23 protein-coding genes are annotated in these 23,930 nt (G+C 61.2%); 10 read left to right on the forward strand and 13 right to left on the reverse strand.

Features of this window, described 5'->3' with window-relative positions; all coding sequences use genetic code 11:
* The first annotated feature begins 32 nt into the window (after positions 1-32).
* Positions 33-584: a disulfide bond formation protein B gene (locus QRN33_RS08210; RefSeq protein WP_064364664.1), complete on the forward strand. Its 552-nt coding sequence runs from the start codon at positions 33-35 to the stop codon at positions 582-584.
* 182 nt (positions 585-766) lie between these two features.
* The gene (locus QRN33_RS08215; protein ID WP_039757408.1) at positions 767-1,225 is read left to right on the forward strand and encodes an Rsd/AlgQ family anti-sigma factor; all 459 of its coding nucleotides are present in this window, start codon (positions 767-769) and stop codon (positions 1,223-1,225) included.
* Positions 1,226-1,282: 57 nt separating this feature from the next.
* On the opposite strand, the gene QRN33_RS08220 is transcribed toward QRN33_RS08215, so the two are convergent.
* Positions 1,283-1,948, reverse strand: a complete 666-nt coding sequence (locus QRN33_RS08220; RefSeq protein ID WP_042607103.1) for an FKBP-type peptidyl-prolyl cis-trans isomerase — start codon at positions 1,946-1,948, stop codon at positions 1,283-1,285.
* Between the two features lie 192 nt (positions 1,949-2,140).
* Between QRN33_RS08220 and QRN33_RS08225 the strand changes: the two genes are divergently transcribed.
* Positions 2,141-3,340 carry an AlgP family protein gene (locus tag QRN33_RS08225; RefSeq protein WP_285407960.1) on the forward strand — a complete coding sequence of 400 codons (1,200 nt, stop codon included), beginning with the start codon at positions 2,141-2,143 and terminating at the stop codon, positions 3,338-3,340.
* On the opposite strand, the gene QRN33_RS08230 is transcribed toward QRN33_RS08225, so the two are convergent.
* Positions 3,337-3,798 (reverse strand): TIGR02444 family protein, encoded by a 462-nt coding sequence (locus QRN33_RS08230; protein WP_285407962.1) that lies wholly within the window; start codon positions 3,796-3,798, stop codon positions 3,337-3,339. The two genes, QRN33_RS08225 and QRN33_RS08230, sit on opposite strands and share 4 nt — an antisense overlap.
* 50 nt (positions 3,799-3,848) lie before the next feature.
* Here QRN33_RS08230 and QRN33_RS08235 point away from each other — a divergent pair, with 50 nt between their 5' ends.
* The 3 genes from QRN33_RS08235 (at position 3,849) to rhtB (ending at position 7,166) form a co-directional block, all read left to right on the forward strand.
* A complete protein-coding gene (locus QRN33_RS08235; protein WP_285407964.1) occupies positions 3,849-5,759 on the forward strand; it encodes an ATP-binding cassette domain-containing protein in 1,911 nt (636 codons plus the stop codon).
* Positions 5,759-6,340, forward strand: a complete 582-nt coding sequence (locus tag QRN33_RS08240; RefSeq protein WP_083353803.1) for a mechanosensitive ion channel family protein — start codon at positions 5,759-5,761, stop codon at positions 6,338-6,340. The genes QRN33_RS08235 and QRN33_RS08240 overlap by 1 nt, the downstream gene beginning before the upstream one ends.
* 193 nt (positions 6,341-6,533) lie before the next feature.
* Positions 6,534-7,166, forward strand: coding sequence for a homoserine/homoserine lactone efflux protein (gene rhtB / locus QRN33_RS08245; RefSeq protein WP_024014759.1), 633 nt, complete (start codon positions 6,534-6,536; stop codon positions 7,164-7,166).
* Positions 7,167-7,291: 125 nt separating this feature from the next.
* On the opposite strand, the gene QRN33_RS08250 is transcribed toward rhtB, so the two are convergent.
* From QRN33_RS08250 to QRN33_RS08270, 5 genes are all read right to left on the reverse strand, one after another.
* Positions 7,292-8,035, reverse strand: a complete 744-nt coding sequence (locus tag QRN33_RS08250) for a hypothetical protein (RefSeq protein WP_042607099.1) — start codon at positions 8,033-8,035, stop codon at positions 7,292-7,294.
* 3 nt (positions 8,036-8,038) lie between these two features.
* A complete protein-coding gene (lpoB, locus tag QRN33_RS08255; RefSeq protein ID WP_039757415.1) occupies positions 8,039-8,626 on the reverse strand; it encodes a penicillin-binding protein activator LpoB in 588 nt (195 codons plus the stop codon).
* A gap of 36 nt (positions 8,627-8,662) precedes the next feature.
* Entirely contained in the window at positions 8,663-9,034 is a 372-nt protein-coding gene (locus QRN33_RS08260; RefSeq protein ID WP_016772611.1) for a YcfL family putative periplasmic lipoprotein, read from the reverse strand.
* A 16-nt stretch (positions 9,035-9,050) separates the two neighbouring features.
* Positions 9,051-10,445, reverse strand: coding sequence for a COG3014 family protein (locus tag QRN33_RS08265; RefSeq protein ID WP_281925760.1), 1,395 nt, complete (start codon positions 10,443-10,445; stop codon positions 9,051-9,053).
* Between the two features lie 206 nt (positions 10,446-10,651).
* On the reverse strand, positions 10,652-12,058 hold the full coding sequence (locus QRN33_RS08270) for a COG3014 family protein (RefSeq protein WP_285407970.1): 1,407 nt from the start codon (positions 12,056-12,058) through the stop codon (positions 10,652-10,654).
* A gap of 250 nt (positions 12,059-12,308) precedes the next feature.
* Here QRN33_RS08270 and QRN33_RS08275 point away from each other — a divergent pair, with 250 nt between their 5' ends.
* Both QRN33_RS08275 and QRN33_RS08280 read left to right on the forward strand, forming a co-directional pair.
* The gene (locus QRN33_RS08275; protein WP_285407971.1) at positions 12,309-14,207 is read left to right on the forward strand and encodes an FTR1 family protein; all 1,899 of its coding nucleotides are present in this window, start codon (positions 12,309-12,311) and stop codon (positions 14,205-14,207) included.
* A gap of 102 nt (positions 14,208-14,309) precedes the next feature.
* Positions 14,310-14,765, forward strand: coding sequence for a YaiI/YqxD family protein (locus tag QRN33_RS08280; protein ID WP_285407973.1), 456 nt, complete (start codon positions 14,310-14,312; stop codon positions 14,763-14,765).
* Positions 14,766-14,869: 104 nt separating this feature from the next.
* Here the strand turns inward: QRN33_RS08280 and elbB are convergent, their stop codons facing one another.
* Together elbB and QRN33_RS08290 are read right to left on the reverse strand one after the other, a co-directional pair.
* On the reverse strand, positions 14,870-15,538 hold the full coding sequence (gene elbB / locus QRN33_RS08285; RefSeq protein WP_064364674.1) for an isoprenoid biosynthesis glyoxalase ElbB: 669 nt from the start codon (positions 15,536-15,538) through the stop codon (positions 14,870-14,872).
* A gap of 167 nt (positions 15,539-15,705) precedes the next feature.
* Positions 15,706-16,365: a DedA family protein gene (locus tag QRN33_RS08290; protein WP_042607093.1), complete on the reverse strand. Its 660-nt coding sequence runs from the start codon at positions 16,363-16,365 to the stop codon at positions 15,706-15,708.
* 207 nt (positions 16,366-16,572) lie between these two features.
* Here QRN33_RS08290 and hemB point away from each other — a divergent pair, with 207 nt between their 5' ends.
* Positions 16,573-17,586: a porphobilinogen synthase gene (gene hemB / locus QRN33_RS08295; protein WP_123417755.1), complete on the forward strand. Its 1,014-nt coding sequence runs from the start codon at positions 16,573-16,575 to the stop codon at positions 17,584-17,586.
* A gap of 18 nt (positions 17,587-17,604) precedes the next feature.
* Entirely contained in the window at positions 17,605-19,830 is a 2,226-nt protein-coding gene (gene ppk1 / locus QRN33_RS08300; protein ID WP_042607091.1) for a polyphosphate kinase 1, read from the forward strand.
* A gap of 347 nt (positions 19,831-20,177) precedes the next feature.
* Here ppk1 and ppx read toward each other — a convergent pair whose 3' ends face one another.
* The 4 genes from ppx to QRN33_RS08320 all read right to left on the reverse strand — a co-directional run bounded on the left by ppx (position 20,178) and on the right by QRN33_RS08320 (position 23,927).
* On the reverse strand, positions 20,178-21,680 hold the full coding sequence (ppx, locus tag QRN33_RS08305; RefSeq protein WP_042607090.1) for an exopolyphosphatase: 1,503 nt from the start codon (positions 21,678-21,680) through the stop codon (positions 20,178-20,180).
* Positions 21,681-21,887: 207 nt separating this feature from the next.
* A complete protein-coding gene (locus QRN33_RS08310) occupies positions 21,888-22,625 on the reverse strand; it encodes an amino acid ABC transporter ATP-binding protein (RefSeq protein WP_042607089.1) in 738 nt (245 codons plus the stop codon).
* Positions 22,612-23,262: an amino acid ABC transporter permease gene (locus tag QRN33_RS08315; RefSeq protein ID WP_016772621.1), complete on the reverse strand. Its 651-nt coding sequence runs from the start codon at positions 23,260-23,262 to the stop codon at positions 22,612-22,614. The genes QRN33_RS08310 and QRN33_RS08315 overlap by 14 nt, the downstream gene beginning before the upstream one ends.
* On the reverse strand, positions 23,259-23,927 hold the full coding sequence (locus QRN33_RS08320) for an amino acid ABC transporter permease (protein ID WP_122612308.1): 669 nt from the start codon (positions 23,925-23,927) through the stop codon (positions 23,259-23,261). The genes QRN33_RS08315 and QRN33_RS08320 overlap by 4 nt, the downstream gene beginning before the upstream one ends.
* Positions 23,928-23,930: the final 3 nt, after the last annotated feature.

The raw sequence follows: 23,930 nt of genomic DNA on the forward strand, positions 1-23,930 counted from the left end.
TAACCGTCTGTCTCTACTGTTACGGAAAAGCCATGTCGTTGGCCTGCTCACGCTCCTTGTTCTTCATGGCTTTCATTGCGGGGGCCTTTGCTCTGGGAGCTTCCTATTATCTCGAATACGTGGTCGGCCTGACGCCTTGCACCTTGTGCCTGGTGCAGCGGCTGTTCCTCACTCTGCTGTGCATTGTCAGCGGCGTGGCGGCGGTGCACGGTCCGCGGCGTGTGGGCATGTGGTGGTACTGGCTGTTTGCGCTGGGCGCGAGTCTGGGCGGAACCACCGCTGCCTGGCGGCAGGTGTTGATCCAGAGTGACTCCATGCTGCAACTGGTCAAATGCTCGCCCACCGTGGAATCGCTTTTCAGCGGCTTGCCGTGGATATGTGCTTTGCAACGGATGTTCAACGGTGGCGCCGATTGCGCGGAAATCTCATGGACGCTGTTCGATCTGAGCATCCCGGAATGGAGTCTGCTGTTTTTTGTCGGTGTCTCGATTCTTGCGGTTTATCAGTTGCTGCGTCTGATCTGGAGCGCTCTGCAGCGACCGGTCAGCGACGAAGCGTCGCATCACTCGCTGGTCAGGGATTAAACACTTGTATGAACTTTATCTCCTGCGTACCTTGAAGCCATAGGCGTGCGGGCATAATCTGGCCGGCACGTGTCATTGGATTTATGTTGCTCGATGACGCTCTGCCCGATCGTCCACCCAGTCAAATCAGAACAGGGGCGCGGGTGTAGAGCAGCATGACCCACAAGGGAAGAGAGATCGCCATGCTCGAAAGTTGTCAGAATGCTCAGGAACGTTGGGGTGGGGTTCATCTGCTGATCGACCGCTGGTTGCAGGAGCGTGAAGAGCTGATCGGCGCCTACGACAAACTCGGTGCGCAGCCTGATTCGCTGTCCGAAAGCCGCAAGCCTTTGCTGGAATTTTGCGGTGTGCTGGTCGATTACGTATCGGCGGGGCACTTCGAAATCTATGAACAGCTGACTGGCGAAGCCAAGGCGTTCAACGACAAGCGCGGTCTGGAACTCGCCGAAACGATCTACCCGCGCATCGACGTCATTACCGAGAAGCTGCTCGCGTTCAACGACCTGTGCGATGAAGGCAAATGCGTTGCAGAGAAATTCAAGGAGCTCGGGGGGTTGCTGCACGAACGCTTCGAACTTGAAGACTGCCTGATCGAAGTGCTGCACACGGCACACAAGGCAGAAGATCCGGTTCAGGCCTGATCCGCGACCTTCATGAAAAACGGTGCGCCCGAAAGCGCACCGTTTTTTTATGCCCGATCAGCTCGTTGCGCCACGCAGTTCCACTTCAAATACCAGCGGCGTGAAGGGCGCGATCAGGTCGCCGGCACCGTCGGCGCCATAGGCCTGATCCGATGGAATCACCAGCCGCCACTTCGCACCCACCGGCATGTTCTGCAAGGCGGTGCGCCAACCGGCGATCACGCTGTCGAGGTTGAACCACTGCGGCTGGGTGTTCTGATCGAACACGGTGCCATCCGGCAGCTTGCCGACATACAGCACCTGCACTTTTCCGTCGGGGCCGGCCTTGGCGCCACTGCCCGCAACGAGCTCGGTCAGGAGGATGCCATCGGCCAGTTCCTTCACCCCCGGCTTGGCTTTTTCTGCGCTGAGAAAGCGTTGCTCGTTTTCCATCGCGGCGTCGCTCGATTGGCGTGAGGCCTGCTCGGCATTGCGCGATTCGTGATCGGCCAGAATCTGTTCGATGCGCGCTTCACTCAATGCCAATGGCTTGCCCTGATACGCCTGTTGCAGACCTTCAATCAGCGCCTGGATCTGCAACTGCGGCACCTCCTGGCGCAGCCGTTCTCCGAGGCTGGCACCGAGGCTGTAAGCCAGGTCATGAGCATCGTTCGCGGTAGTTTTTTCATCGGCATACGCCGCCGAAAAAAACACGCAGAGGGACAAAATAATGTAGCGCGACATGGGCACTCTCCGACCTGAGATGCGGGGGATTATGCCAGTGCGAACGCCTGCATCGGTGAACTGCTTTTTCATCGGTGCAGAACATTTCGGCGTCGGTGCAACGCAACGGCAGAGATACTGTCAACATGCCCTAGCGGCGGTATCAGCAGAGGTCTAGTATGAGCCGCACTCACGTCAGCCAGGAGGTAAACCATGTCGGCCACCAAGAAGCCTGTAAATACTCCGTTGCACCTACTCCAACAGTTGTCGGGCAGCCTGCTCGAGCATTTGGAAAACGCTTGCTCGCAAGCCTTGGCTGATGCTGAAAAATTGCTCGCCAAGCTGGAAAAACAGCGTGGCAAGGCGCAGGAAAAACTGCACAAGTCGCGCACCAAATTGCAGGACGCCGCCACTGCCGGCAAAGCCAAGGCTCAGAACAAAGCCAAGTCTTCCGTGAAAGAACTCGAAGAGCTGCTCGACGCACTGAAAGATCGTCAGTCCGAGACCCGCAGCTACATTCTGCAACTCAAGCGTGATGCTCAGGAAAGCCTGAAACTGGCCCAGGGTGTTGGCCGTGTTCAAGAAGCAGTGGGCAAAGTATTGTCGTCGCGCTCGGCCAAACCGGCAGCAGTGCCGGCGAAGAAAGTCACTGCCAAACCTGCTGCAAACAAAGCTTCGGCGAAGACCGCTGCGGCCAAGCCTGTTGCTGCCAGAGCCGCTGCCAAACCAGCGGCCAAGGCGCCGTTGAAAGCGGCTGCCAAACCTGTAGCGAAAACCGCCGCCAAGAAACCCGCTGCGGCGAGCGCGGCAAAACCGGTGGCGAAAACTGCTGCAGCCAAACCCGCTGCAACCAAGCCAGCAGCGAAGACTACCGCTGCCAGATCGACTGCAAAACCGGCCGCAACCAAAGCCGCGCCAGCTAAAACCGCAGCCGCCAAACCTGCGGCCAAAGCCGCGGTAAAACCCGCTGCCAGAACTTCCGCTGCGAAGCCAGCTGCCAAGACTGCGGCTAAACCCGCCGCCGCCAAACCTGCTGCGAAAATAGCGGTAAAACCGGCTGCCAAACCAGCCGCAACATCCGCGGCAAAACCTGCGGCAAAAACCGCCGCGAAACCGGCCACCAAGCCTGCTGCGAAACCGGCTGCTGCCAAGCCTGCGACCGCTGCTGCGAAACCTGCTGCAACCAAACCAGCGTCCAGGCCAGCCGCTAAACCAGCGGTGAAAAAGCCAGCCGCTGCCAAGCCAGCTGCCAGCAAACCGGCTACTACTCCAGCGGCCAAGCCAGCCACCCCGGCAACCCCGGCTGCTCCTGCCGCGTCGGCACCGTCGTCCGCTGCTCACTCGACCCCTTCGACTGCGCCAGCGCCAGCCGCTTCGTCGAACGCCAGCAGCACGCCAACCAGCGCTTCCTAAGTGCCGGTTGCCGCGACGCGCAGCACTTGCAGCGCGTCGCGGTCCAGGCTGGCGGCAGTGCCGGCCAAACCTTCAAGCCAGGTCACCGAACCTCCCTCGTTGCGCGCCCATTCCTGCGCCACACCTTCAAGCCGCGACAGCAAGGTTCGTTCAGCTTCCAGCTCGAGTGATTTGATTTGCTCGCGCATGCCTTTTACCACCGCATCATCGACGGCCCGCGCTTTCCATTGCATGCGCAGGGTTCGCAGCGGCTGCACCACCTCGATATCCCAAGGCGCAGTCAGGGCCTTGAGCAAATCCACGCGCGGTTCATCGCAGGCCACTGCACGCTGCTCCAGCCACAAACCGCACAGCAACAGGCAAACATTGGCGCCCGCCGTTTGCAGTCGCAGGCAGGCATCTTCCACGCCGGGTCGGGCGTAGACATCAATGGCAAAGCTCCACAGGTCAGAGGACATCGTGCTACTCGCGCCAGTTGTGAGCGAAGCTGGTAGACTCCGCCGCCATTATGATCCGACTTCAGAACCTGACTTTACAGCGTGGCCCGCAACGTCTGCTAGAAGACGCCGAGCTGACCCTGCACGCCGGCCACAAAGCCGGCCTCATCGGCGCCAACGGTGCCGGCAAATCCAGCCTGTTCGCCTTGCTGCGCGGCGAGTTGCACCCGGATTCGGGCGACTGCCTGCTGCCGGCCGACTGGCGCATCGCGCACATGCGTCAGGAGGTCGACACCCTCGAGCGCCTTGCGGTCGATTATGTGCTCGATGGCGACCTGCGTCTGCGCGAGGTGCAGCGCGAGCTTGCCGCCGCCGAGGAGGCGCACGACGGCACCGCGCTGGCGCGCCTGCATGCCGAACTCGACAGTGCCGACGGTTACACCGCCGATGCGCGGGCGCGCAAGCTGCTCGCTGGTCTTGGCTTCACCAACGAGCAGATGGACCGCCAGGTAGGCGATTTCTCCGGTGGCTGGCGGATGCGTCTGAATCTGGCGCAGGCGCTGATGTGCCCGTCGGATCTGCTGCTGCTCGACGAACCGACCAACCACTTGGACCTCGATGCGATCATCTGGCTGGAAGAGTGGCTGAAGAGTTATCCGGGCACCTTGCTGCTGATTTCCCACGACCGCGATTTCCTCGATGAGGTGGTCGATCACGTTGCGCATGTCGATCAGCGCAAACTGACCCTCTATCGTGGCGGCTACACCGCGTTCGAACGCGCCCGTGCCGAGCGTCTGGCCCAGCAGCAACAGGCCTACGAGAAGCAGCAGGCGCAGCGTGCGCACATGGAAAGCTACATCGCTCGCTTCAAGGCGCAAGCGACCAAGGCCCGTCAGGCGCAGAGCCGGATCAAGGCGCTGGAGCGCATGGAAGAATTGTCGGCGGCCCACGTCGATTCGCCGTTCGACTTCGTCTTCCGCGAGTCGACGAAGATCTCCAGCCCGCTCATCGATCTGTCCGATGCACGCCTGGGTTATGGCGACAAGACCATCCTCGAGAAGGTCAAGCTGCAACTCACCCCAGGTGCGCGGATCGGTCTGCTCGGGCCGAACGGCGCGGGTAAATCGACGCTGATCAAGAACCTCGCCGGCGAGCTCGAACCGCTGGCCGGACGCCTGACCCGTGGCGAGAACACCGTGGTCGGCTACTTCGCTCAGCATCAGCTCGACTCGCTGGATTCCAAGTCCAGCCCGTTGCTGCACTTGCAGCGTTTGGCGCCGGGTGAGCGCGAGCAGACCTTGCGCGACTTTCTCGGCGGCTTCGACTTCCGTGGCGCGCGCATCGATGAGCCGGTGCTGAATTTCTCCGGTGGCGAGAAGGCGCGTCTGGCCCTCGCGTTGATCGCCTGGGAACGGCCGAACCTGCTGCTGCTCGACGAACCGACCAACCACCTCGACCTGGAAATGCGCCTGGCGCTGACCATGGCTCTGCAGGAATTCAGCGGTGCGGTGCTGGTGGTGTCTCACGATCGGCACTTGCTCAAGAGCACCACCGATAACTTCTATCTGGTCGCCGACGGCAAGGTCGAAGAGTTCGATGGCGACCTCGAAGACTACGCGCGCTGGCTGGTGGAATACCGCCAGCGCAATGCGCCGGTCAGCAACACGCCGGTCAATCCGGACAAGACTGACAAGAAAGCTCAGCGTCAGGCAGCGGCAGCGTTGCGTCAGCAACTGGCGCCGCACAAGCGCGAGGCCGACAAGCTTGAAGCTGAACTGGGCAAGCTTCACGAGAAACTCGCCAAGGTCGATGCCAGCCTCGGTGACAGCGATATCTACGAGCCGGCGCGCAAGAACGAATTGCGCGATCTGCTGGCCGAGCAGGCGAAACTGAAGGTGCGTGAAGCCGAGCTGGAAGAGGCCTGGATGGAAGCGCTGGAAACCCTGGAAAGCATGCATGCGGAGCTGGAGGCGTTGTCCTGATGGAAGCCTTCAAGCTGCCGTTCTCGGCGGTATGGGTCGAGCCGATCTGGTTCACCGCGCAGATTCTGCTGATTCTGCTGGCCGGTTACCTGACCCAGCGTTTCGTTGCCAAAGGCCTGACTCGCCTGGGTGAGCGCTATCCGTTCCCGCCGCAATTGCTGATGCCACTGCGCGGCGTGTTGCGCTGGCTGATCATGGGCAGCGCGCTGCTCTTCGTGCTCGAGCGCCTTGGCGTCTCCGCCACGGTGTTGTGGACGGCGCTATCGGGTTTTGTCGCGGTGGCGGCGGTGGCGTTCTTCGCCATGTGGAGCGTGCTGTCGAACCTGCTGTGCGCGATTCTCATCTTCACCGTCGGGCCGTTCCGCCTCGGCGACGTAGTCGAGCTGGTGGATACCACCGACAAGCCTGGCGTCAAAGGTCGGGTGATCGCGATCAATCTGCTCTACACCACGCTGGTCGAAGCCGAAGAGTTGGGCACCGGCAGCGCCATGGTGCAGGTGCCCAACAGCCTGTTCTTCCAGCGTTCGGTGCGGCGTTGGCGCGGGACCGATGTGTTTCCGTCGAGCGGGTTCGAGAAGTAGCTTTCGCGTCGTCGGTTCGGACGCCTTCGCGAGCAGGCTCGCTCCCACATTTGAATGCGTTCTCCTGTGGGAGCGAGCCTGCTCGCGAAGGGGCCATCAGCAACACCTGCAACATTCAGCAAGAAATCGGTAGTCATCCCCACGAAGCCGCATTAGCTTAGGCATTTGTCACAAGCATCAGGCGAGGTATGCGATGGAGCTTCAAACATGGCTGGCATTCTTTGCCGCCTGCTGGGTGATCAGTCTGTCCCCGGGCGCGGGCGCCATTGCGTCGATGTCCAGCGGTCTGCAATACGGGTTCTGGCGCGGCTACTGGAACGCACTGGGCCTGCAGATCGGTCTGGCGGTGCAGATCGCGATTGTCGGCGCGGGTGTTGGCGCTGTGCTCACCGCTTCGGCCACGGCGTTCCATGCGATCAAATGGTTCGGTGTCGCCTATCTGGTTTACCTGGCGATCAAGCAATGGCGGGCGCTGCCCATGGACATGAGTGATGACGCCGCGGTGCGACCGATCGGCAAGCCGCTGGCCTTGGTATTCCGTGGCTTTCTGGTGAACATCAGCAACCCCAAGGCGTTGGTGTTCATGCTCGCGGTGTTGCCTCAGTTCATCAATCCCCATGCACCGCTGCTGATACAGTATGTGGTGATCGGCGTGACCATGGTTTTCGTCGATCTGATTGTCATGGCCGGCTACACCGGGCTGGCGTCGAAGGTGCTGCGCCTGCTGCGCACGCCCAAGCAACAGAAGCGCATGAACCGCACCTTTGCCGGATTGTTCATTGGCGCGGCGGCGTTCATGGCGACGTTGCGCAAAGCGGCGGCCTGAAGCGCGCAGGCAGAAAAAAGGCGACCTCAACAGGTCGCCTTTTTTGCTGTCGCTGAGACATCGGATTGACACTCGACTGTGGCGAGGGAGCAAGCTCCCTCGCCACAAAAGCCCTCAGTTTCAATTCAACGCAGGATCACCGGTGCGGTATCGCGCGGCAAGTTGTTGCGTTGCGGTGCCTCTCGTGGCTGCTCGTAACCGCCACCACCGAGTTGCATGCTCAATTGCCCGGCCACGTCCTCGCCCAAAGCTTTGGACACCTCACGCACCACTCGAGGGCGGTTCAGCGAGATCTTGATGTCGCGATGGTTCACCAGTTTGGTGTCCTGCGCTTCACCCATCGCCGTGAAGGCCGAGGTGATCTCGTAGGTCTTGGTGTTGATCAGGCTGAAATCCGCCACCAGCGTCAGGCCCAGCACCGCCGAATAGCTGTCGGTGTGCGCCAGCTCGTTGATGTCCTGGGTGAAATCGATGTCGGACACGGTGCCGAACAGCACGTAGTCGGCGCCTTTGAAGTTGCCGGCCTTGATGCGCTTGATCACGTCATACACATCGCCTTTGGAGGACGCGGTGTACGGCGTGCCCTGCACCAGTTGGAACATGCCGGTACGGAGGATTTCACCCTTGATGTCGCCGGTGAATTTGCGTAACTCGCCCTGTTCGATGTAGCTGGTGGTCGCTTCGATCTCGTTGTAGCTCGAAGATCCGCTGGCGCTGTAGTAACTCTCGCGGTGATTGCTCTGCGCCGAAACGATGTGGATGTATTGCTCCACGCGCTCCTGATACGCCAGATCCGTCACCGCCACTTTCGGGGCCGCCTGCACGCTGAACGCGCAAGCCAGGGCCATCATGCCAATCCATGTGCGCATCGATTAACGCTCCGTGGTTTTGCGGATCTCTTTTTCGTCCATCCACTCGGCCAGACCGCTTTCAACGTCGATCAACTGCAGGCTGAATTTGTAGAAGACGTCCTTGTAATCGCTGCTGCGCTTGACGATCGAGCTGATCGAACCTTCGATGCGGTACTTGGCAGCGATCATGTTGCCGGTCTTGGCCACGGTGCTTTTCTTGTACAGACCGCTCTGGTTCTGCAGCTTGAGCTGATCAACCTGGCTCTGCATCGCATTGTTGTCGCTGGCGAAGCGCGCGACACCGGTCTTCATCAACTGCGTTTTGATGCTGGTGGTGATTTCGCGAGTGTCGATGTACTCGCTGGTCTTGTTCTTCACGTCGTAGACCTGAACCACCGGACGGCCCTGCAGGATGCCGGACTGGGCCAGCGAGCGGGTCATCGACTCGGCGATCATTTGCAGGTCGGTCGAACCGAATTCGTTGGTCACGGTTTCAACCGCTTTGGTGTCGCCGTAGCTGATGTTCTTGCTGCCCAGAGTCGGCGAGGTGTTGGCGCAACCGGAGGCGAGCAGGGCGATGACGGCGATGCAGGAAAAGCGTGCAAACATGAGAAAGCTCTCTCAATCAGAAATAGGGTGGCGGGCTTAAGGCGTCTTGATTTCCAAACGGAAATCCACGGCTTTCGGGGTCGGGGCGATGGCCTGAATGAAGCTGGTCTGGGCGCCGTACATCATCTGGCTTTTCCAGACTTCTTCTTCGGCAACCGGAAAACCTTCGGCGCCAAGCCAGGCGAAGCGGTAGTAGAAGATCTTGTTGCTGTTGAGGGTGTTGCTCAGCTGCACGTTGACGGTCATGAAGCCGTTTTCGCGGGCGACGCGCATGGCGCCGACGACGATGTGTTTCTGCGGGCCCATGGCCACGACTTTGCTCGCGGCGCTGCCCGGCTCTGGCGGTGGCGGGGTGGCGCAGCCTGCCAGCAAGGCGAGGGCGGCGACGGCGATGATCTTCAAGCGCATTGCAAAGACTCCGTTCTTAAGGTTGTTTGAGGCTGGCGACGTTGGTCGCGCCAGCGCTCGGCAAAACGTGTGCGGCGATGCCGCCAGCGAATACCTGGTTGCCCACGGCACGCAGGCTGACCACTTGATAGCGCTGATCGACGGTGACCCTGACCACCGAGCCGCCGACGGCGCTCGGCAGGGTAACCTGATGCTCCCCCTTTTTCAGGCGCAGACGCACCACTTGGGTGTTGTCCGGCAGGGTGCGCCATGTACGGGTATCGGCACCTTCGAGCACTGCTGAAGAAATGCCTACGGCAAGGCCGGCCAGCGGGTTGGTTTCGTTGATCTGCTTCTGCGCCACGCCTTTGGTGATCGCGCGGACGGTGGTGCGGACGATGATCCCCGGCATGTCATCGCGCAGGGCGCGGCGGGACATGGCGGTGGTGCTGTTCAGCGCGGTCAGGTCGACCTGCTTGCCGTCGACGCCGATCTGCGCAAACGGCGCGGTGGAGGTGTCCGGTTTGATGATCGGGAACGACAACGGGGTGATTACCACGTTGTTGGAAATCGGCAGCGGCAGCGGTACGCGAATCGAGTCGCGCGCCGGGGCAAGACCGCTCTGGACCACGATCAGAATGTCGCTGTCGTCAGACTTCGAAGGCTTGTCGAGATTGACCAGCGCCTGCTCGAGCAGCGGTGTGTTCGGGCGCAGTTCGGCGGCTTTGCGATAACCCGGCGCAGCCAGATCCTTCTCGCCCAGGGCTTCGTAGACGAAACCGGCGAGGTAATGGCTGAACGCACTCTGGTAGCTGTTTTTCAGGCCGACCACTTCCGGTGCGTCGAGGCTGGCAACCGGATAACCCTGCAGATCCTTGTACTGGGTCTTGATGCCTTCCTTCTCGGCCTGTTCTTCGCTCTTGAGGTATTCCTTGTCGCGCAGGTCGGCGATCACCGCTTCGCGTTCGTGGGTCTTTTTGATCGCAGTGCGGGCGCCATCGAAATCGTTGACCGCCAACAGGTTCAGGGCCATCTGCGTGGTCAGCATGACTTTTTCATAGTCATAGCCTTCGTAGCGGCGCACCTTGTCGTTGACGATGAAGCTGCCGAACTGTGCCAGGTACTTGGCCGAGTCGAGCTTGACCGCGTCTTCCCATTGACCGACCACCTGATCGGCGCTGCCCCAGGCGTTCTGGCTGCCCGACAGGTCGCCCTTGGCGCGCAGCAGTTCGCCTTTCTCGAAGTAATAGAGCAGGTCTTTATCGGTGCCGGTGTTGTTTTTTTCCAGCAGGGTCAGAGCAGCGTCGACGTTGCCGGAAGCCAGTTGCTGGTTGGTCTGGGCCAGTTCGGAATCGTAGTTGCGAAACGCTGCACAGCCGGACAACAGCGTGACGGCGCTGAGCGCGAGCAGCATGGGAGCGCGGAATGCCATGGGTACTTCTTCCCTGAGTGACGAAAACTTGCAGCCGCGGGTGCTGGTCGGGCTGGTGTGACCTATCGACGGCGGCGCTGGCCTCCTGCCAATTCCTCACGGGAGAGGAGCTTTGGTGCCGGCTCGCTGGGCGAGGGCGCGGCATTATAATCGCCGAGTGATGGCTATGTAATAGCTTTTTGAGTCCATTTTCTGAAGCTGTGCCATCACCTATCCGCAGACGCGGGTTTCTCCGGTGCAGGTCTTTGATTCGGCACGAAGGCTGATCCGACGGTAAAAACCTGATCCCGGAATACCCGCAGGTGCAGAATCTGGCGATCCTGGTCGACGCGCAATTCAAAAGGGTGATCGATGGGTGCAGTCGCGAAGCGGAAGCTGTGCAGGCCTTTCTTCAGGCGCAGGCGGGCCACCAGTGTCTTGTCCGGCAATGCTCGCCAAGTGCGGGTGTCGGCTTCTTCGAAAGGATCATGCTGGGTGACGGTCAACGATGCTTTCGCCGGGTTGCGCTCGTTTTCCTGCGCCTGACCGATGGCTGCCATGTTGGCGCGGAACATCGCCCGCGAGATGATTTCCGGCATGTCGTCGCGCAGTGTGCGCATGGACATGTCGGTCACGCTGTTGATCACCACCAACGGCTGTTTGCGACCGTCCACGGTAATGTGGTTGAAGTGGGGCGTGACTGCGTCCGGCACCATCACCGGGAATGAAATCGGCGCAATGATGACCAGCGTTTCGTTCAGACGAACCGGGATCGGCACCTGCACGGAGCTGCGAGCAGGAGCCAGGCCGCTCTGGATAATCAGCAGCACGTCGCTTTCATCGGCTTTCGCGGGCGGTTTGTCGAGATTACGCAGGGCTTTTTGCAGCAAGGGCATGTCCGGCCGCAGTTCAATCGCCTGGCGATAACCGGCCGCTGCGAGGGCGCGCTCGCCGAGGGCTTCATAGGTGAAGCCGGCCAGATAGTGGCTGAAGGCACTCTGGTAGCCGTTTTTCAGCTCCACGACCTGCGGAGCCTCGAGCAGGGCGACCGGGTAGCCCTCCAGGTCCTTGTAATGCGGGGTCTTGCCTTGGACCTTGGCCTGCTCTTCGGCCGCTTCGTATTGCTGTTCACGCTGGCGGGCGATCAATGCTTCGCGTTCGTGGGTTTTCTTGATGTCTGCGCGGGCGCCGGCGAAGTCATTGACGGACAGCTGGTTCAAAGCCATCTGTGTGGTCAGCATGACCTTTTCGTAATCGTAGCCTTCATAGCGGCGCAACTTGTCGTTGACCAGCATGGTGCCCATTTCATCACCGAAGCGCGCCAGTAATTTCATCGCGCCGGACGGGTTGGCCTCTTCGCGCTGGAAGATCATCCGGTCGGCACTGCGCAAGGCGTCCTGACTGTCGGGCAGGGCACTGCCAGCACTGAGGATCGCGCCTTTTTCGAGGTAATACAGCAGATCCTTGTCTTCCCACGGGTTGTGCATTTCCACCAGTGCCAGAGCGCCCGTGAGATTGCCCCGGGTCATTTCCTCGGTGGTCTGCTGCATTTCAAGATCGTAGTTGCGATAGGCGGCACAACCGCTCAACTGACCAGCCACGCAGAGCAGCAAAACGAACGGGATACTCCGCATTGACCTTGTTTCCTTGCGCGCGAATGCTCTGGGGCGGGCAGTATAAAGTGGATGATGGCAAATGGCTGCGATCTTCCTCGAGCGGGTCGAGGACAATTGGCAGCGGGCAGTGCGGCCATACTCGGCGACAAACGCTGCCACCGTCTGCCGGGTATTTCCTGCCAATCAGAGCGAAACGCCGACAAAGCTTGAGGGAAACGTCTGCGAAGTGAACAATATGTAACTTCGCATTTCCATTTGAGATTCGTTCATGACTGCCTCGTCCCGATTGCTGGCCTGGCTGCTGTTCCCGTTATTGTCCCTGAGCAGCCTGCCGCTGCTGGCCGATACCGTGGAAGGCGCGCCGCAAGCGCTGCACCTGCTCGATTACATCAGTGCCGACTACCCGCCGACGGTCGCGGCAGGCAAGGTCATCGACGATGGCGAATACCGTGAACAGCTGGAGTTCACCCAGGTTCTGCAAGGCTTGATTACCGCATTGCCAGCCAAACCCGAAAAAGTCGCGCTGGAGCAGGGCGTGAAGTCTTTGCACGCCGCGATCAGTGCGAAGCAGGATGGCGCCGAAGTTGCGCGTCAGGCCCGACAGTTGGGGGCGAAACTGGCCGTGGCGTATGAAGTCAGCCAAGCGCCGATCATTACCCCGGACCCGACGCGCGGTGCGCCGCTGTACGCGCAGAACTGCTCGGTATGCCACGGCGATACAGGCGCTGGCGACGGCCCGGCCGGCGTCGGCCTGACCCCTGCGCCAGCCAACCTGCGCGACGCCGCGCGCATGGATCACCTGAGCCTGTACGCGATCTACAGCACCCTTGGCCAAGGCGTCGAAGGCACCGACATGCCGGCGTTCGCCGATCAGCTCGATGATCGCCAGCGTTGGGATCTGGCTACTTATATCGCCGGCTTCAGTGCCGATGCGGCAGCGGCCAAGTCCGCCAAGGTCTACAACATCGCCGATCTGGCCCGCCAGACCCCGGCCGAAGTGCAGGCAGCCGAGGGCGCAGAGATCGCGGCGACATTCCGTGCCCAGCGCGCACAACCACCGCAGGTCAAACGCGGCCCGGCGCAGTTGCTCGATTACACCGCCGCCACGCTGGACAAGAGCCTCGCGGCCTATCGCGCGGGTGAGCACGATCAGGCCTATGACCTGTCGGTAGCGGCGTATCTGGAAGGCTTCGAACTGGTGGAAAGCTCGCTGGATAACGTCGATGCCAACGTGCGCAAGGACACCGAAAAATCCTTGATGGCGTACCGGCAGTCGCTGCAGGACGGCCTGCCCGTCGAGCAGGCCGAGCAGCGTCTGGACGCGGCCAAGGCCAAGCTCAAGGAATCCGCCGGCCTGTTGGGCAGCGATGGCTTGAGCTGGTCGCTGAGCTACATCTCCGGCCTGCTGATCCTGCTGCGTGAAGGCCTGGAAGCGATTCTGGTGCTGGCGGCGATCCTCGCTTTCCTGCGCAATACCGGCCAGCAGTCAGCGGTGCGCAGCGTCAACGTGGGTTGGGGGCTGGCATTGCTGGCGGGCCTGGGCACCTGGGCACTGGCCGCTTATGTGATCGATGTCAGCGGTTCGCAGCGTGAACTGCTGGAAGGCGCCACTGCGCTGTTTGCCAGCGTCATGGTGCTGTGGCTCGGCGTGTGGATGCATGACCGGCGTCACGCCGCGGCCTGGCAGGATTACATCAAGAGCAGCCTGGTCGGCGGCGGGGGACGTTTCGGCTTCGCGATCCTCGCGTTTTTCTCGGTGTACCGCGAGCTGTTCGAGGTGATCCTGTTCTACGAAACCCTGTGGTTGCAGGCCGGGCCTGCCGGGCACAACGCCGTGCTGGCCGGCGGCGCGACCGCTCTGGTTTTGTTGGTCGGTCTGGCCTGGGTGATTCTGCGTGGCTCGGCGAAACTGCCGCTGACCTTATTCTTCAGCATCAACGCCGCGCTGCTGTGCGCGTTGTCGGTGGTCTTCGCCGGGCACGGCGTGAAGGCCTTGCAGGAAGCCGGGATCTTCGGCACGCGGCCGGTGGCGTTCTTTGAATTCGACTGGCTGGGGATCCACGCCGATGCCTATTCGCTGATTGCGCAGGCGGTAGCGATCGTGGCGATTGTGCTGTTGTATGGGCGTAGCTGGGTGGCTGAGAAGCGCCGGGTTTCGGCTGCCTGAAAGCATTCGCTGCGCTCATATTCGCGAGCAGGCTCGCTCCCACAGGTTCGGTCTGTATCCTGTGGGAGCGAGCCTGCTCGCGAATTTTTTGGAGGCAAGAACATGCGTGTATGGATCGATGCCGACGCCTGTCCACGGGCGGCGAAGGATCTGGTGGTGAAGTTCGCCCTCAAGCGCCAGTTCGAAGTGGTCCTGGTGGCCGGGCAGCCGCAGATCAAACCGGGTTTGGCCATCGTCAAACTGATCGTAGTGCCGAGCGGGCCGGACGCGGCGGATGATTATCTGGTCGAGCACGCGGTGCCGGGTGAGCTGGTGATCTGCAGCGATATTCCATTGGCCGATCGGCTGGTGAAGAAGGGCGTGGCGGCGCTGGATCCGCGCGGCAAGGAGTTCGATGCGCAGAACATGGGCGAGCGTCTGGCGGTGCGGAATCTGTTTACCGATTTGCGCGAACAGGGTCAGATGAGCGGCGGCCCGGCACCATTTGGCGAGCGCGAGAAGCAGGCGTTTGCCAATGCTTTGGACCGGATTCTGACCCGGCTCATCCGCGAGCGCTGAAAAGATCGCAGCCTGCGGCAGCTCCTACAGGGGCGGTGTATGCCGCAATATCACGGCGCGACACGAAACCTGTAGGAGCTGCCGAAGGCTGCGATCTTTTGATTTCAAGCGTCGTTTTCGTGGGTCAGTTCGAGCACACGGTCGACCAGTTTGTTGATGCCCGAAGCCGCTTCGCTGATGGTCTGCGCCAGCATGTACGCCGGGGTGGTCACCAGTTTGCGCGCCTTGTCTTCGACGATGTCGGTGACGGCGCACTCTTCGTGGGTGGCGCCCATTTTGTTCATTGCCGCAGCGGTGTCGGCGTCGTTGCCGATGGTGCAGGTCACCCCGGGGCCGTAGATTTTTGCTGCCAGCGCCGGGGAGATGCAGATCAGCCCGACCGGTTTGCCCGCTTCGGCAAACGCCTCGGCCAGGGCGAGCACTTCAGGTTGCACGGTGCATCCGGCGCCTTCGATGGCGAAGTTCGACAGGTTTTTCGCCGCACCGAAACCGCCGGGCACGAGCAGCGCATCGAAGTCCTCGACATCGGCGTCGCGGATATCCTTGACGTTGCCGCGGGCAATCCGCGCCGACTCCACCAGCACGTTGCGCGATTCCGGCATTTCTTCGCCGGTCAGGTGATTGATTACATGCAGTTGCGCAATGTTCGGCGCGAAGCACTGTACCTGCGCGCCGCGCTGGTCGAGGCGCAACAGGGTGATGACACTTTCCTGGATTTCGGCGCCGTCGTACACGCCACTGCCGGACAGGATCACTGCAACTTTTTTGCTCATGGGCTTCTCTCCAGATTCATGGCGCTCAATGTCCCTTAAATCGTCACGCGTTGCCATAGGGGCATGGGCGACGCACGCGGGGGCAGAGCGCTCTCTCAATGGATCGCAACGGCGGCGGGGTGTTCATTATTTGCCTTGGCTGCGCGCGTCAGCCGCCAGCGCGAGGCTTATTCGGCTGGCGTTTTAGGCTCGGCGGGATGGGTCGCTTCGGCCTGACGCAACTGCTCGGCCGCGGCGGCTTTGGCGATCTGCTCATCCTCATAGATCTTCTTCGCCAACTGCGCATTCTTGAAGCGGCGCCGCAGCCACAGACCCAGGCCGAGGATCAGCAACGCACCGAGCACCCACAGCTCATACTTCTTGATGCTGCCGAGCATGCCTTCCAGTACTGCGCCGAAGTGGTAAGCCGCAGCAGCCAGTGCACTGGCCCAGATCGCCGCGCCGATACCATTGAGCAGCAAGTAGCGTCCCGGCGGATAGCCGGACAGACCGATCGCCACCGGCATCACCGTGCGCAGGCCGTAGACGAAACGGAAGCTCAGGACCCAGATGTCCGGATGCCTGCGGATGTGCTCCAGCGCGCGGTCGCCCATCATCTGCCAGCGCGGTTTGCGCGCGAGCAACTTGCGCCCGTGCTTGCGCCCCAGGAAGTACCACAGCTGATCGCCGGCGTAACTGCCAAAGAACGCCACGACCACCACCAGGTTGATGTCCATGTATCCACGGAACGCGAGGAAGCCTGCGAGCACCAGGATGGTTTCGCCTTCGAAGAACGTGCCGAGAAACAAGGCAAAGTAGCCAAAGTCGTGCAGAAATTGTTGGAGCATTGTCTGGGTGCTGGCGAAATGAACGCGCAGCCTAACCCTTCGGGCACATTCATGAAAGTGTCCAAATGTGTCTCGACGTGAACAATTCCTACACCGAGAATGGAAAGCGGCTACCCGTCACAGGTCTCACACAACTGTCATCTGTTGGTCATAATGGCCGTCTATAACTGTCACGCTCGCCCGTTTGCCCGGGCTCAGGAGTCTGCCGTGAGCTTTACCCCCGCCAATCGTCTGTTTCCCGCCACCCGCCTGCGTCGCAATCGTCGTGATGATTTTTCCCGGCGGCTGGTGCGTGAAAACGTGCTGACGGTCGATGACCTGATCCTGCCGGTATTTGTGCTCGACGGTGAGAATCGCCGCGAAGCCGTAGCCTCGATGCCGGGCGTCGAGCGGCTGACGATTGATCTGCTGCTGGAAGAAGCGGCGAAGTGGGTCGAGCTGGGGATTCCAGCGCTGGCGCTGTTCCCGGTCACTCCGCCCGAACTGAAATCCCTGGATGCCGCCGAAGCGTGGAATCGCGAAGGTATCGCCCAGCGTGCCACTCGCGCTCTGCGCGAGCGCTTCCCTGAACTGGGGGTGATCACCGACGTGGCGCTGGACCCGTTCACCACCCATGGTCAGGATGGCATTCTCGACGAAGACGGCTACGTGCAGAACGACATCACCGTCGATGCGCTGGTACGTCAGGCCCTGTCCCACGCTGAGGCCGGCGCTCAGGTCGTCGCGCCATCGGACATGATGGACGGCCGCGTCCAGGCCATTCGTGAAGCGCTGGAAATAGCCGGTCACGTCAACGTGCGCATCATGGCCTACTCGGCCAAATACGCCAGCGCCTACTACGGCCCGTTCCGCGATGCGGTGGGGTCGGCGTCGAATCTCGGCAAGGCCAACAAGGCCTCTTACCAGATGGATCCGGCCAACAGCGACGAAGCGCTGCACGAAGTCGGTGCGGACTTGTCCGAAGGCGCGGATATGGTCATGGTCAAACCGGGCATGCCCTACCTGGACATTCTTTTTCGGGTCAAAGATGCCTTCAAGGTGCCGACCTTCGTCTATCAGGTCAGTGGCGAATACGCCATGCACATGGCCGCTATCCAGAATGGCTGGTTGAGCGAAGCGGTGATCCTCGAGTCACTGACCGCCTTTAAACGTGCCGGTGCAGATGGCATCCTGACTTACTTTGCCGTTCGTGCCGCTCAATTGTTACGAGAGCAGAAATAGCCCTCCCAGGAACATTCCATGAATACCGAAGGACTCACTGAAGTTGCCGTAAAAGAAGCTCAGCCGGTGGTCGAGCAGATCACCGAAACCCCGCCGGAAATGGAACCTGCGCCACCCGCGCCGGTTGCCGAAACTGCCGCGGCGGTGCCGGCGATCGCCATTCCCGGCCTGGATGACAGCAGCCTGTACATCCACCGCGAGCTTTCGCAATTGCAGTTCAATATCCGCGTGCTCGAACAGGCGCTGGACGAGTCCTACCCTTTGCTGGAGCGGCTGAAGTTCCTGCTGATCTTCTCCAGCAACCTCGACGAATTCTTTGAAATCCGCGTTGCCGGGCTGAAAAAGCAGATCACCTTCGCCCGTGAACAGGCCGGCGCTGACGGCTTGCAGCCGCATCAGGCGCTGGCGCGGATCAGCGAGCTGGTCCACGGTCACGTCGATCGCCAGTACGCTATCCTCAACGACATCCTCCTGCCCGAGCTGGAAAAGCATCAGGTGCGCTTCATCCGTCGGCGCAACTGGACCACCAAGCTCAAGACCTGGGTACGTCGTTATTTCCGCGACGAAATCGCCCCGATCATCACCCCGATCGGCCTCGACCCGACGCACCCGTTCCCGCTGCTGGTGAACAAGAGCCTGAACTTCATCGTCGAGCTCGAAGGCATCGACGCCTTCGGGCGCGACTCCGGTCTGGCGATCATTCCGGCGCCGCGTCTGCTGCCACGGATCATCAAGGTGCCGGAAGAAGTCGGTGGCGCTGGCGACAACTATGTGTTCCTGTCGTCGATGATCCACGCTCACGCCGATGACCTGTTCCAGGGCATGAAGGTCAAGGGCTGCTACCAGTTCCGCCTGACCCGAAACGCCGACCTGGCCCTCGACTCCGAAGATGTCGAAGACCTGGCCCGCGCCCTGCGTGGCGAGCTGTTCTCGCGGCGCTACGGTGACGCGGTGCGTCTGGAAGTCGCCGACACTTGCCCGAAACACCTCTCGGACTACCTGCTCAAGCAGTTCAACCTGAGCGAGACCGAGCTGTATCAGGTCAACGGCCCGGTCAACCTGACGCGGCTGTTCAGCATCACCGGTCTGGACAGCCATCCGGAGCTGCAATACACGCCGTTCACCCCGCAGATCCCGAAACTGCTGCAGAACAGCGAAAACATTTTCAGCGTGGTCAGCAAGCAGGACATCCTCCTGCTGCACCCGTTCGAGTCGTTCACCCCGGTGGTCGACCTGCTGCGCCAGGCGGCGAAAGACCCGCACGTGCTCGCCGTACGGCAAACGCTGTACCGCTCCGGGGCCAACTCCGAGATCGTCGATGCGCTGGTGGACGCCGCGCGTAACGGCAAGGAAGTCACTGCGGTGATCGAGCTGCGCGCGCGCTTCGACGAAGAATCCAACCTGCAACTGGCCAGCCGTCTGCAAGCGGCCGGTGCAGTGGTGATCTACGGTGTGGTCGGCTTCAAGACCCACGCCAAGATGATGCTGATCCTGCGCCGCGAGGCTGGCGAGATCGTCCGCTACGCACACCTCGGCACCGGGAACTATCACGCCGGTAATGCCAAGCTCTATACCGACTACAGCCTGCTGACCTCTGACGACGCTTTATGCGAAGACGTCGGCAAGCTGTTCAGCCAGTTGATCGGCATGGGCAAGACCCTGCGCATGAAAAAGCTGCTGCACGCGCCGTTTACCCTGAAGAAGGGCATGCTCGACATGATTGCCCGCGAAACCCAGTTCGCCCTCGAAGGCAAACCGGCGCACATCATCGCCAAGTTCAACTCGCTGACCGATCCGAAGATCATCCGTGCGCTGTACAAGGCCAGCCAGTCCGGCGTGCGCATCGATCTGGTGGTGCGCGGCATGTGCTGCCTGCGTCCGGGCATTGCCGGGGTCTCGCACAATATTCATGTGCGCTCGATCATTGGCCGCTTCCTCGAGCACACGCGGGTGTTCTACTTCCTCAACGGCGGCGACGAGCAGATGTTCCTCTCCAGCGCCGACTGGATGGAGCGCAACCTCGACAAGCGTGTCGAGACCTGCTTCCCGGTGGAAGGCAAGAAGCTGCTGACCCGGGTCAAGAAAGAGCTGGAGCTGTACCTGACCGACAACACCCACAGCTGGAGCCTGCAGTCGGACGGCCGCTACATTCGCAACACGCCCACCGGCAACCAGAACCCGCGCAGTGCGCAGGCCACGTTGCTGGAGCGGTTGGGCAGCCCGATATTGCCCGTTAGCAGTTAAGTGCTGGAAGTCAAAAGCCCCTCACCCTAACCCTCTCCCGGAGGGAGAGGGGACTGACCGAGGTGGATGTCAGGGTTACGCCGACTCGCAATACCGAGTCGAACTCAGGATTTAAAAAGCCCACAAATCGGCTTCCTCTCCCTCGGGAGAGGGCTGGGGTGAGGGGCAAGGCTCACGCAGTTCCTCAAACCGGACCCAATAAAAAAGGCGACCCCGACGGATCGCCTTTTTTGTGCCTGGAATGGCCTGTAGGAGCTGTCGAGTGCAACGAGGCTGCGATCTTTTGATCTTGATCTTTAACGACAAGATCAAAAGACCGCAGCCTGCGGCAGTTCCTGCAACGCAGATCAGTGCACCGTGAGAACGATGCCCACCCGCGTCAACCAGTCCGCCTCCAGCGCGAAATCCGCCTGGGTCAGCTGGTTCTCCTCCAGCCAGTTCTCGGGAAACTCCACATCCAGGCTGTCACCCTCGGCATGCAGGACCACCTGCGGCATCGCCTGGGTTCCGCGAATGTGATGGAACAGAATCGCAAAACGCAGCAGCACGCACAGGCGAATCAGCTTGATGCCGTCATCGCCGAACTCGGCGAATTTGTCCTTGGGAATGTTGCGGCGGTGGCCGCGTACCAACAGTGCGAGCATCTGCTGATCCTCGCGGGAGAAGCCGGCCAGGTCCGAGTGCTCGATCAGGTAGGCACCGTGCTTGTGGTAGTGATAGTGAGCGATGTCGAGCCCGACTTCGTGCACTTTCGCCGCCCAGCCGAGCAGCTCGCGCCAGATGCCGTCGTCCAGCTCCCAGTCCACGGCGACCTGATCGAATGCATGCAGGGCTTTGCGCTCGACCCGCGCCGCCTGTTCAAGATCGACGTGATAGCGCTCCATGAGCGAGGTCAGGGTGCGTTCGCGCACATCTTCGTGATGGTGGCGACCGAGCAGGTCGTAGAGCACGCCTTCGCGCAGCGCGCCGTCGCAGTGATCCATGCGTTGCAGTTCGAGGGCATCGAAAATCGCTTCGAGAATCGCCAGACCGGCCGGGAAGATCGCCCGGCGATCAGGCTTGATGCCTTCGAAATCGATCTTGTCGGCGTCGCCCAGTTTGAACAGCTTGCGCTTGAGCCACGCCAGGCCTTCTGCGTTGACCTCGCCGCTGCCATGGCCGCCGGCCTTCAGTGCCAGACCGATGGCGCGAATCGTACCGGAGGAGCCGATGGCCTCATCCCAGGTCAGGCGATGCAGGGCGTGTTCGATGCTCATGATTTCCAGCCGCGCCGCCGTATACGCCTGGGCGTAGCGCGCCGGGGTAATTTTGCCGTCCTTGAAGTAGCGCTGGGTGAAACTCACGCAGCCCATCTGCAGGCTTTCGCGCAGCAATGGCTCGAAGCGCTGGCCGATGATGAATTCGGTACTGCCGCCGCCAATGTCGGCGACCAAACGTTTGCCCGGCGTATCGGCGAGCGTGTGCGAGACGCCCAGATAGATCAGGCGCGCTTCTTCACGGCCGGAGATGACTTCGACGGTATGGCCGAGGATTTCCTCGGCGCGGCGGATGAACTCGCCACGGTTGCGCGCTTCGCGCAGGGCGTTGGTGCCGACGATGCGCACGGCGCCCAGGGGCATACCGTTGATCAGCTGAGCAAAGCGCTTGAGGCAATCGAGGCCGCGCTGCATCGATTCTTCATTGAGCTGGCGCGCATCGTCGATGCCGGCGGCCAGTTGGACCTTCTCGCCAAGGCGTTCGAGGATGCGGATTTCGCCGTTCCGGGCCTTGGCCACGACCATGTGAAAGCTGTTGGAGCCCAGGTCGATTGCGGCGATCAGGGACAGATTCTTGGCTTGGGATTGCGGCATGGTCAGGGGGTCTCGGTCGATAACCCCGACATCGTGCCACGATCAAACGCTGACGCCAACGCGCATGGCGCAAAGCCTTGATTCAGCATAGAAAGTCTGGAGATCGCGGCGCGGCCATTCGCGAGCAGGCTCGCTCCCACAGGTGAGCGCATTCCCATGTGGGAGCGAGCCTGCTCGCGAAGAGGGCATCACTGCCTCAGAAAATCTTCAGGCTGTCGCTTCCACGGTGCCAATAAAGTTCGCCAGCTCCGCCGTCTGCGGATTGGCAAACAGCACCTTTGGATCGCCCACCTCATGCACCTTGCCATGGTGCATGAACACCAGTTTGTCGCCGACTTCCCGGGCGAAGCGCATCTCGTGGGTGACCATGATCAGCGTCATGCCTTCCTTGGCCAGTTGCCGCACCACGCTGAGCACTTCATTGACCAGTTCCGGGTCGAGTGCCGAGGTGATCTCGTCGCACAGCAACACCTTCGGCGACATCGCCAGGGCCCGGGCAATCGCCACCCGCTGCTGCTGGCCGCCGGACAGGCGGTCCGGGAAGGCATCGAATTTCTCCCCGAGCCCGACTCGCTCGAGCATTTCCCGCGCCAGTTCGGCTGCCCTGGCCTTGGGCACTTTCTGCACCACTTGCGGCGCGAGCATGACGTTTTCGCCGACGGTCAGGTGCGGGAACAGGTTGAACTGTTGAAAGACCATGCCGACCTTTTGCCGCAGGCTGCGCAGATCGGCGCGGGCGGCATCGAGGTACTCGCCGTCGACTTCGATCACGCCATCGTTGATCGACTCCAGGCCATTGAGGGTGCGCAACAGGGTCGACTTGCCCGAGCCGCTGCGGCCGATGATCGCCACCACCTGGCCTTCTTCGACACTGAGGTCGATGCCTTTGAGCACGTGATGATCGCCATAGTATTTATGCAGGGCGGAAATTCTAAGCAGAGGCATGCAGTCTCCTTTCCAGGTAGCGCGCGCTGAGGGACAAGGGGTAGCAGAGCAGGAAATAGCCGAGGGCGACGAGGCCGTAGACCATGAACGGTTCGAATGTGGCGTTGGCGAGCATGCCGCCGGTCTTGGTCAGTTCGGTGAAACCGATGATCGATGTCACCGCTGTGCCTTTGACCACTTGCACCGAGAACCCCACGGTCGGCGCCACGGCGATGCGTAGCGCTTGCGGCAGAATCACGTAGCGCAGTTGCTCCAGCGGATTGAGCGCCAGGCTCGATGAGGCTTCCCACTGGCCGTGGGGAATCGCCTCGACGCAACCGCGCCAGATCTCCGCCAGATAGGCGCTGGTGAACAAGGTCAAAGCGATCGCCGCGGCCATCCACGGCGAAATTTCGATCCCGGCCAACGCCACGCCGAAGAACACCAGAAACAATTGCATCAACAGCGGCGTGCCCTGGAACAGCTCGATCCAGGTGCGGGCGATGCTGCTTGGCAGGGTGTTTTTCGAGATGCGCATGACCAGAATCAGCAGGCCGACCAGACCGCCGCCAATGAACGCCACCAGCGACAGCGCCAGCGTCCATTGCAGGCCGGTGAGCAGATTGCGCAGGATGTCCCAGAAAGTGAAATCGCTCATTGGCTGCTCCTGGCAATGAAGCGGCGGCCGAACCAGTTGAGCAACTGGCGGATCAGCAGCGCCATGCACAGGTAGATCAACGTGGTCAGCGCGTAGGTTTCAAAGGCGCGGAAGTTGCGCGACTGAATGAAGTTGGCAGCGAAGCTCAATTCTTCCGTGGCGATCTGCGAACACACCGCCGAACCGAGCATGACGATGATGATCTGGCTGCTCAGCGCCGGCCAGACCTTGCCCAGCGCTGGCAGCAACACGACATGGCGGAACGCTTCGAAACGGGTCATCGCCAGTGCCGCAGCCGCTTCCAGTTGCCCGCGCGGAATCGCCTGGATGCCGGCGCGAATGATCTCGGTCGAATAGGCGCCAAGGTTGATCACCATCGCCAGCACCGCCGCCTGCCACTCGGAAATCTGCACGCCGAGCGACGGCAGGCCGAAGAAGATGAAGAACAGTTGCACCAGAAACGGCGTGTTGCGGATCAATTCGACGTAGACGCCGAAGATCGCTGAGAACGGGCGGATCTGCCACGCTCGCACCAGCGCGCCGACAATGCCGACGCCAACCCCGAGCAGTGCGCCGATGGCGGTCAGCTCAAGGGTGAACAGCGCGCCGCGCAGCAGCAGGTCGGTGTTTTCCACCACCGGCAGGAAATCGAATTGATAAGCCATGAA

The sequence above is a fragment of the Pseudomonas sp. FR229a genome (assembly GCF_030209115.1).
GTDB classification, from domain to species: domain Bacteria; phylum Pseudomonadota; class Gammaproteobacteria; order Pseudomonadales; family Pseudomonadaceae; genus Aquipseudomonas; species Aquipseudomonas moraviensis_A.

Bases quoted from the DNA above. Each gene is read 5' to 3' on its own strand.
- QRN33_RS08210 (WP_064364664.1), top strand. From the start codon at position 33: ATGTCGTTGGCCTGCTCACGCTCCTTGTTCTTCATGGCTTTCATTGCG.
- QRN33_RS08215 (WP_039757408.1), top strand. From the start codon at position 767: ATGCTCGAAAGTTGTCAGAATGCTCAGGAACGTTGGGGTGGGGTTCAT.
- QRN33_RS08220 (WP_042607103.1), bottom strand. From the start codon at position 1,948: ATGTCGCGCTACATTATTTTGTCCCTCTGCGTGTTTTTTTCGGCGGCG.
- QRN33_RS08225 (WP_285407960.1), top strand. From the start codon at position 2,141: ATGTCGGCCACCAAGAAGCCTGTAAATACTCCGTTGCACCTACTCCAA.
- QRN33_RS08230 (WP_285407962.1), bottom strand. From the start codon at position 3,798: ATGTCCTCTGACCTGTGGAGCTTTGCCATTGATGTCTACGCCCGACCC.
- QRN33_RS08235 (WP_285407964.1), top strand. From the start codon at position 3,849: ATGATCCGACTTCAGAACCTGACTTTACAGCGTGGCCCGCAACGTCTG.
- QRN33_RS08240 (WP_083353803.1), top strand. From the start codon at position 5,759: ATGGAAGCCTTCAAGCTGCCGTTCTCGGCGGTATGGGTCGAGCCGATC.
- rhtB (WP_024014759.1), top strand. From the start codon at position 6,534: ATGGAGCTTCAAACATGGCTGGCATTCTTTGCCGCCTGCTGGGTGATC.
- QRN33_RS08250 (WP_042607099.1), bottom strand. From the start codon at position 8,035: ATGCGCACATGGATTGGCATGATGGCCCTGGCTTGCGCGTTCAGCGTG.
- lpoB (WP_039757415.1), bottom strand. From the start codon at position 8,626: ATGTTTGCACGCTTTTCCTGCATCGCCGTCATCGCCCTGCTCGCCTCC.
- QRN33_RS08260 (WP_016772611.1), bottom strand. From the start codon at position 9,034: ATGCGCTTGAAGATCATCGCCGTCGCCGCCCTCGCCTTGCTGGCAGGC.
- QRN33_RS08265 (WP_281925760.1), bottom strand. From the start codon at position 10,445: ATGGCATTCCGCGCTCCCATGCTGCTCGCGCTCAGCGCCGTCACGCTG.
- QRN33_RS08270 (WP_285407970.1), bottom strand. From the start codon at position 12,058: ATGCGGAGTATCCCGTTCGTTTTGCTGCTCTGCGTGGCTGGTCAGTTG.
- QRN33_RS08275 (WP_285407971.1), top strand. From the start codon at position 12,309: ATGACTGCCTCGTCCCGATTGCTGGCCTGGCTGCTGTTCCCGTTATTG.
- QRN33_RS08280 (WP_285407973.1), top strand. From the start codon at position 14,310: ATGCGTGTATGGATCGATGCCGACGCCTGTCCACGGGCGGCGAAGGAT.
- elbB (WP_064364674.1), bottom strand. From the start codon at position 15,538: ATGAGCAAAAAAGTTGCAGTGATCCTGTCCGGCAGTGGCGTGTACGAC.
- QRN33_RS08290 (WP_042607093.1), bottom strand. From the start codon at position 16,365: ATGCTCCAACAATTTCTGCACGACTTTGGCTACTTTGCCTTGTTTCTC.
- ppk1 (WP_042607091.1), top strand. From the start codon at position 17,605: ATGAATACCGAAGGACTCACTGAAGTTGCCGTAAAAGAAGCTCAGCCG.
- ppx (WP_042607090.1), bottom strand. From the start codon at position 21,680: ATGCCGCAATCCCAAGCCAAGAATCTGTCCCTGATCGCCGCAATCGAC.
- QRN33_RS08310 (WP_042607089.1), bottom strand. From the start codon at position 22,625: ATGCCTCTGCTTAGAATTTCCGCCCTGCATAAATACTATGGCGATCAT.
- QRN33_RS08315 (WP_016772621.1), bottom strand. From the start codon at position 23,262: ATGAGCGATTTCACTTTCTGGGACATCCTGCGCAATCTGCTCACCGGC.
- QRN33_RS08320 (WP_122612308.1), bottom strand. From the start codon at position 23,927: ATGGCTTATCAATTCGATTTCCTGCCGGTGGTGGAAAACACCGACCTG.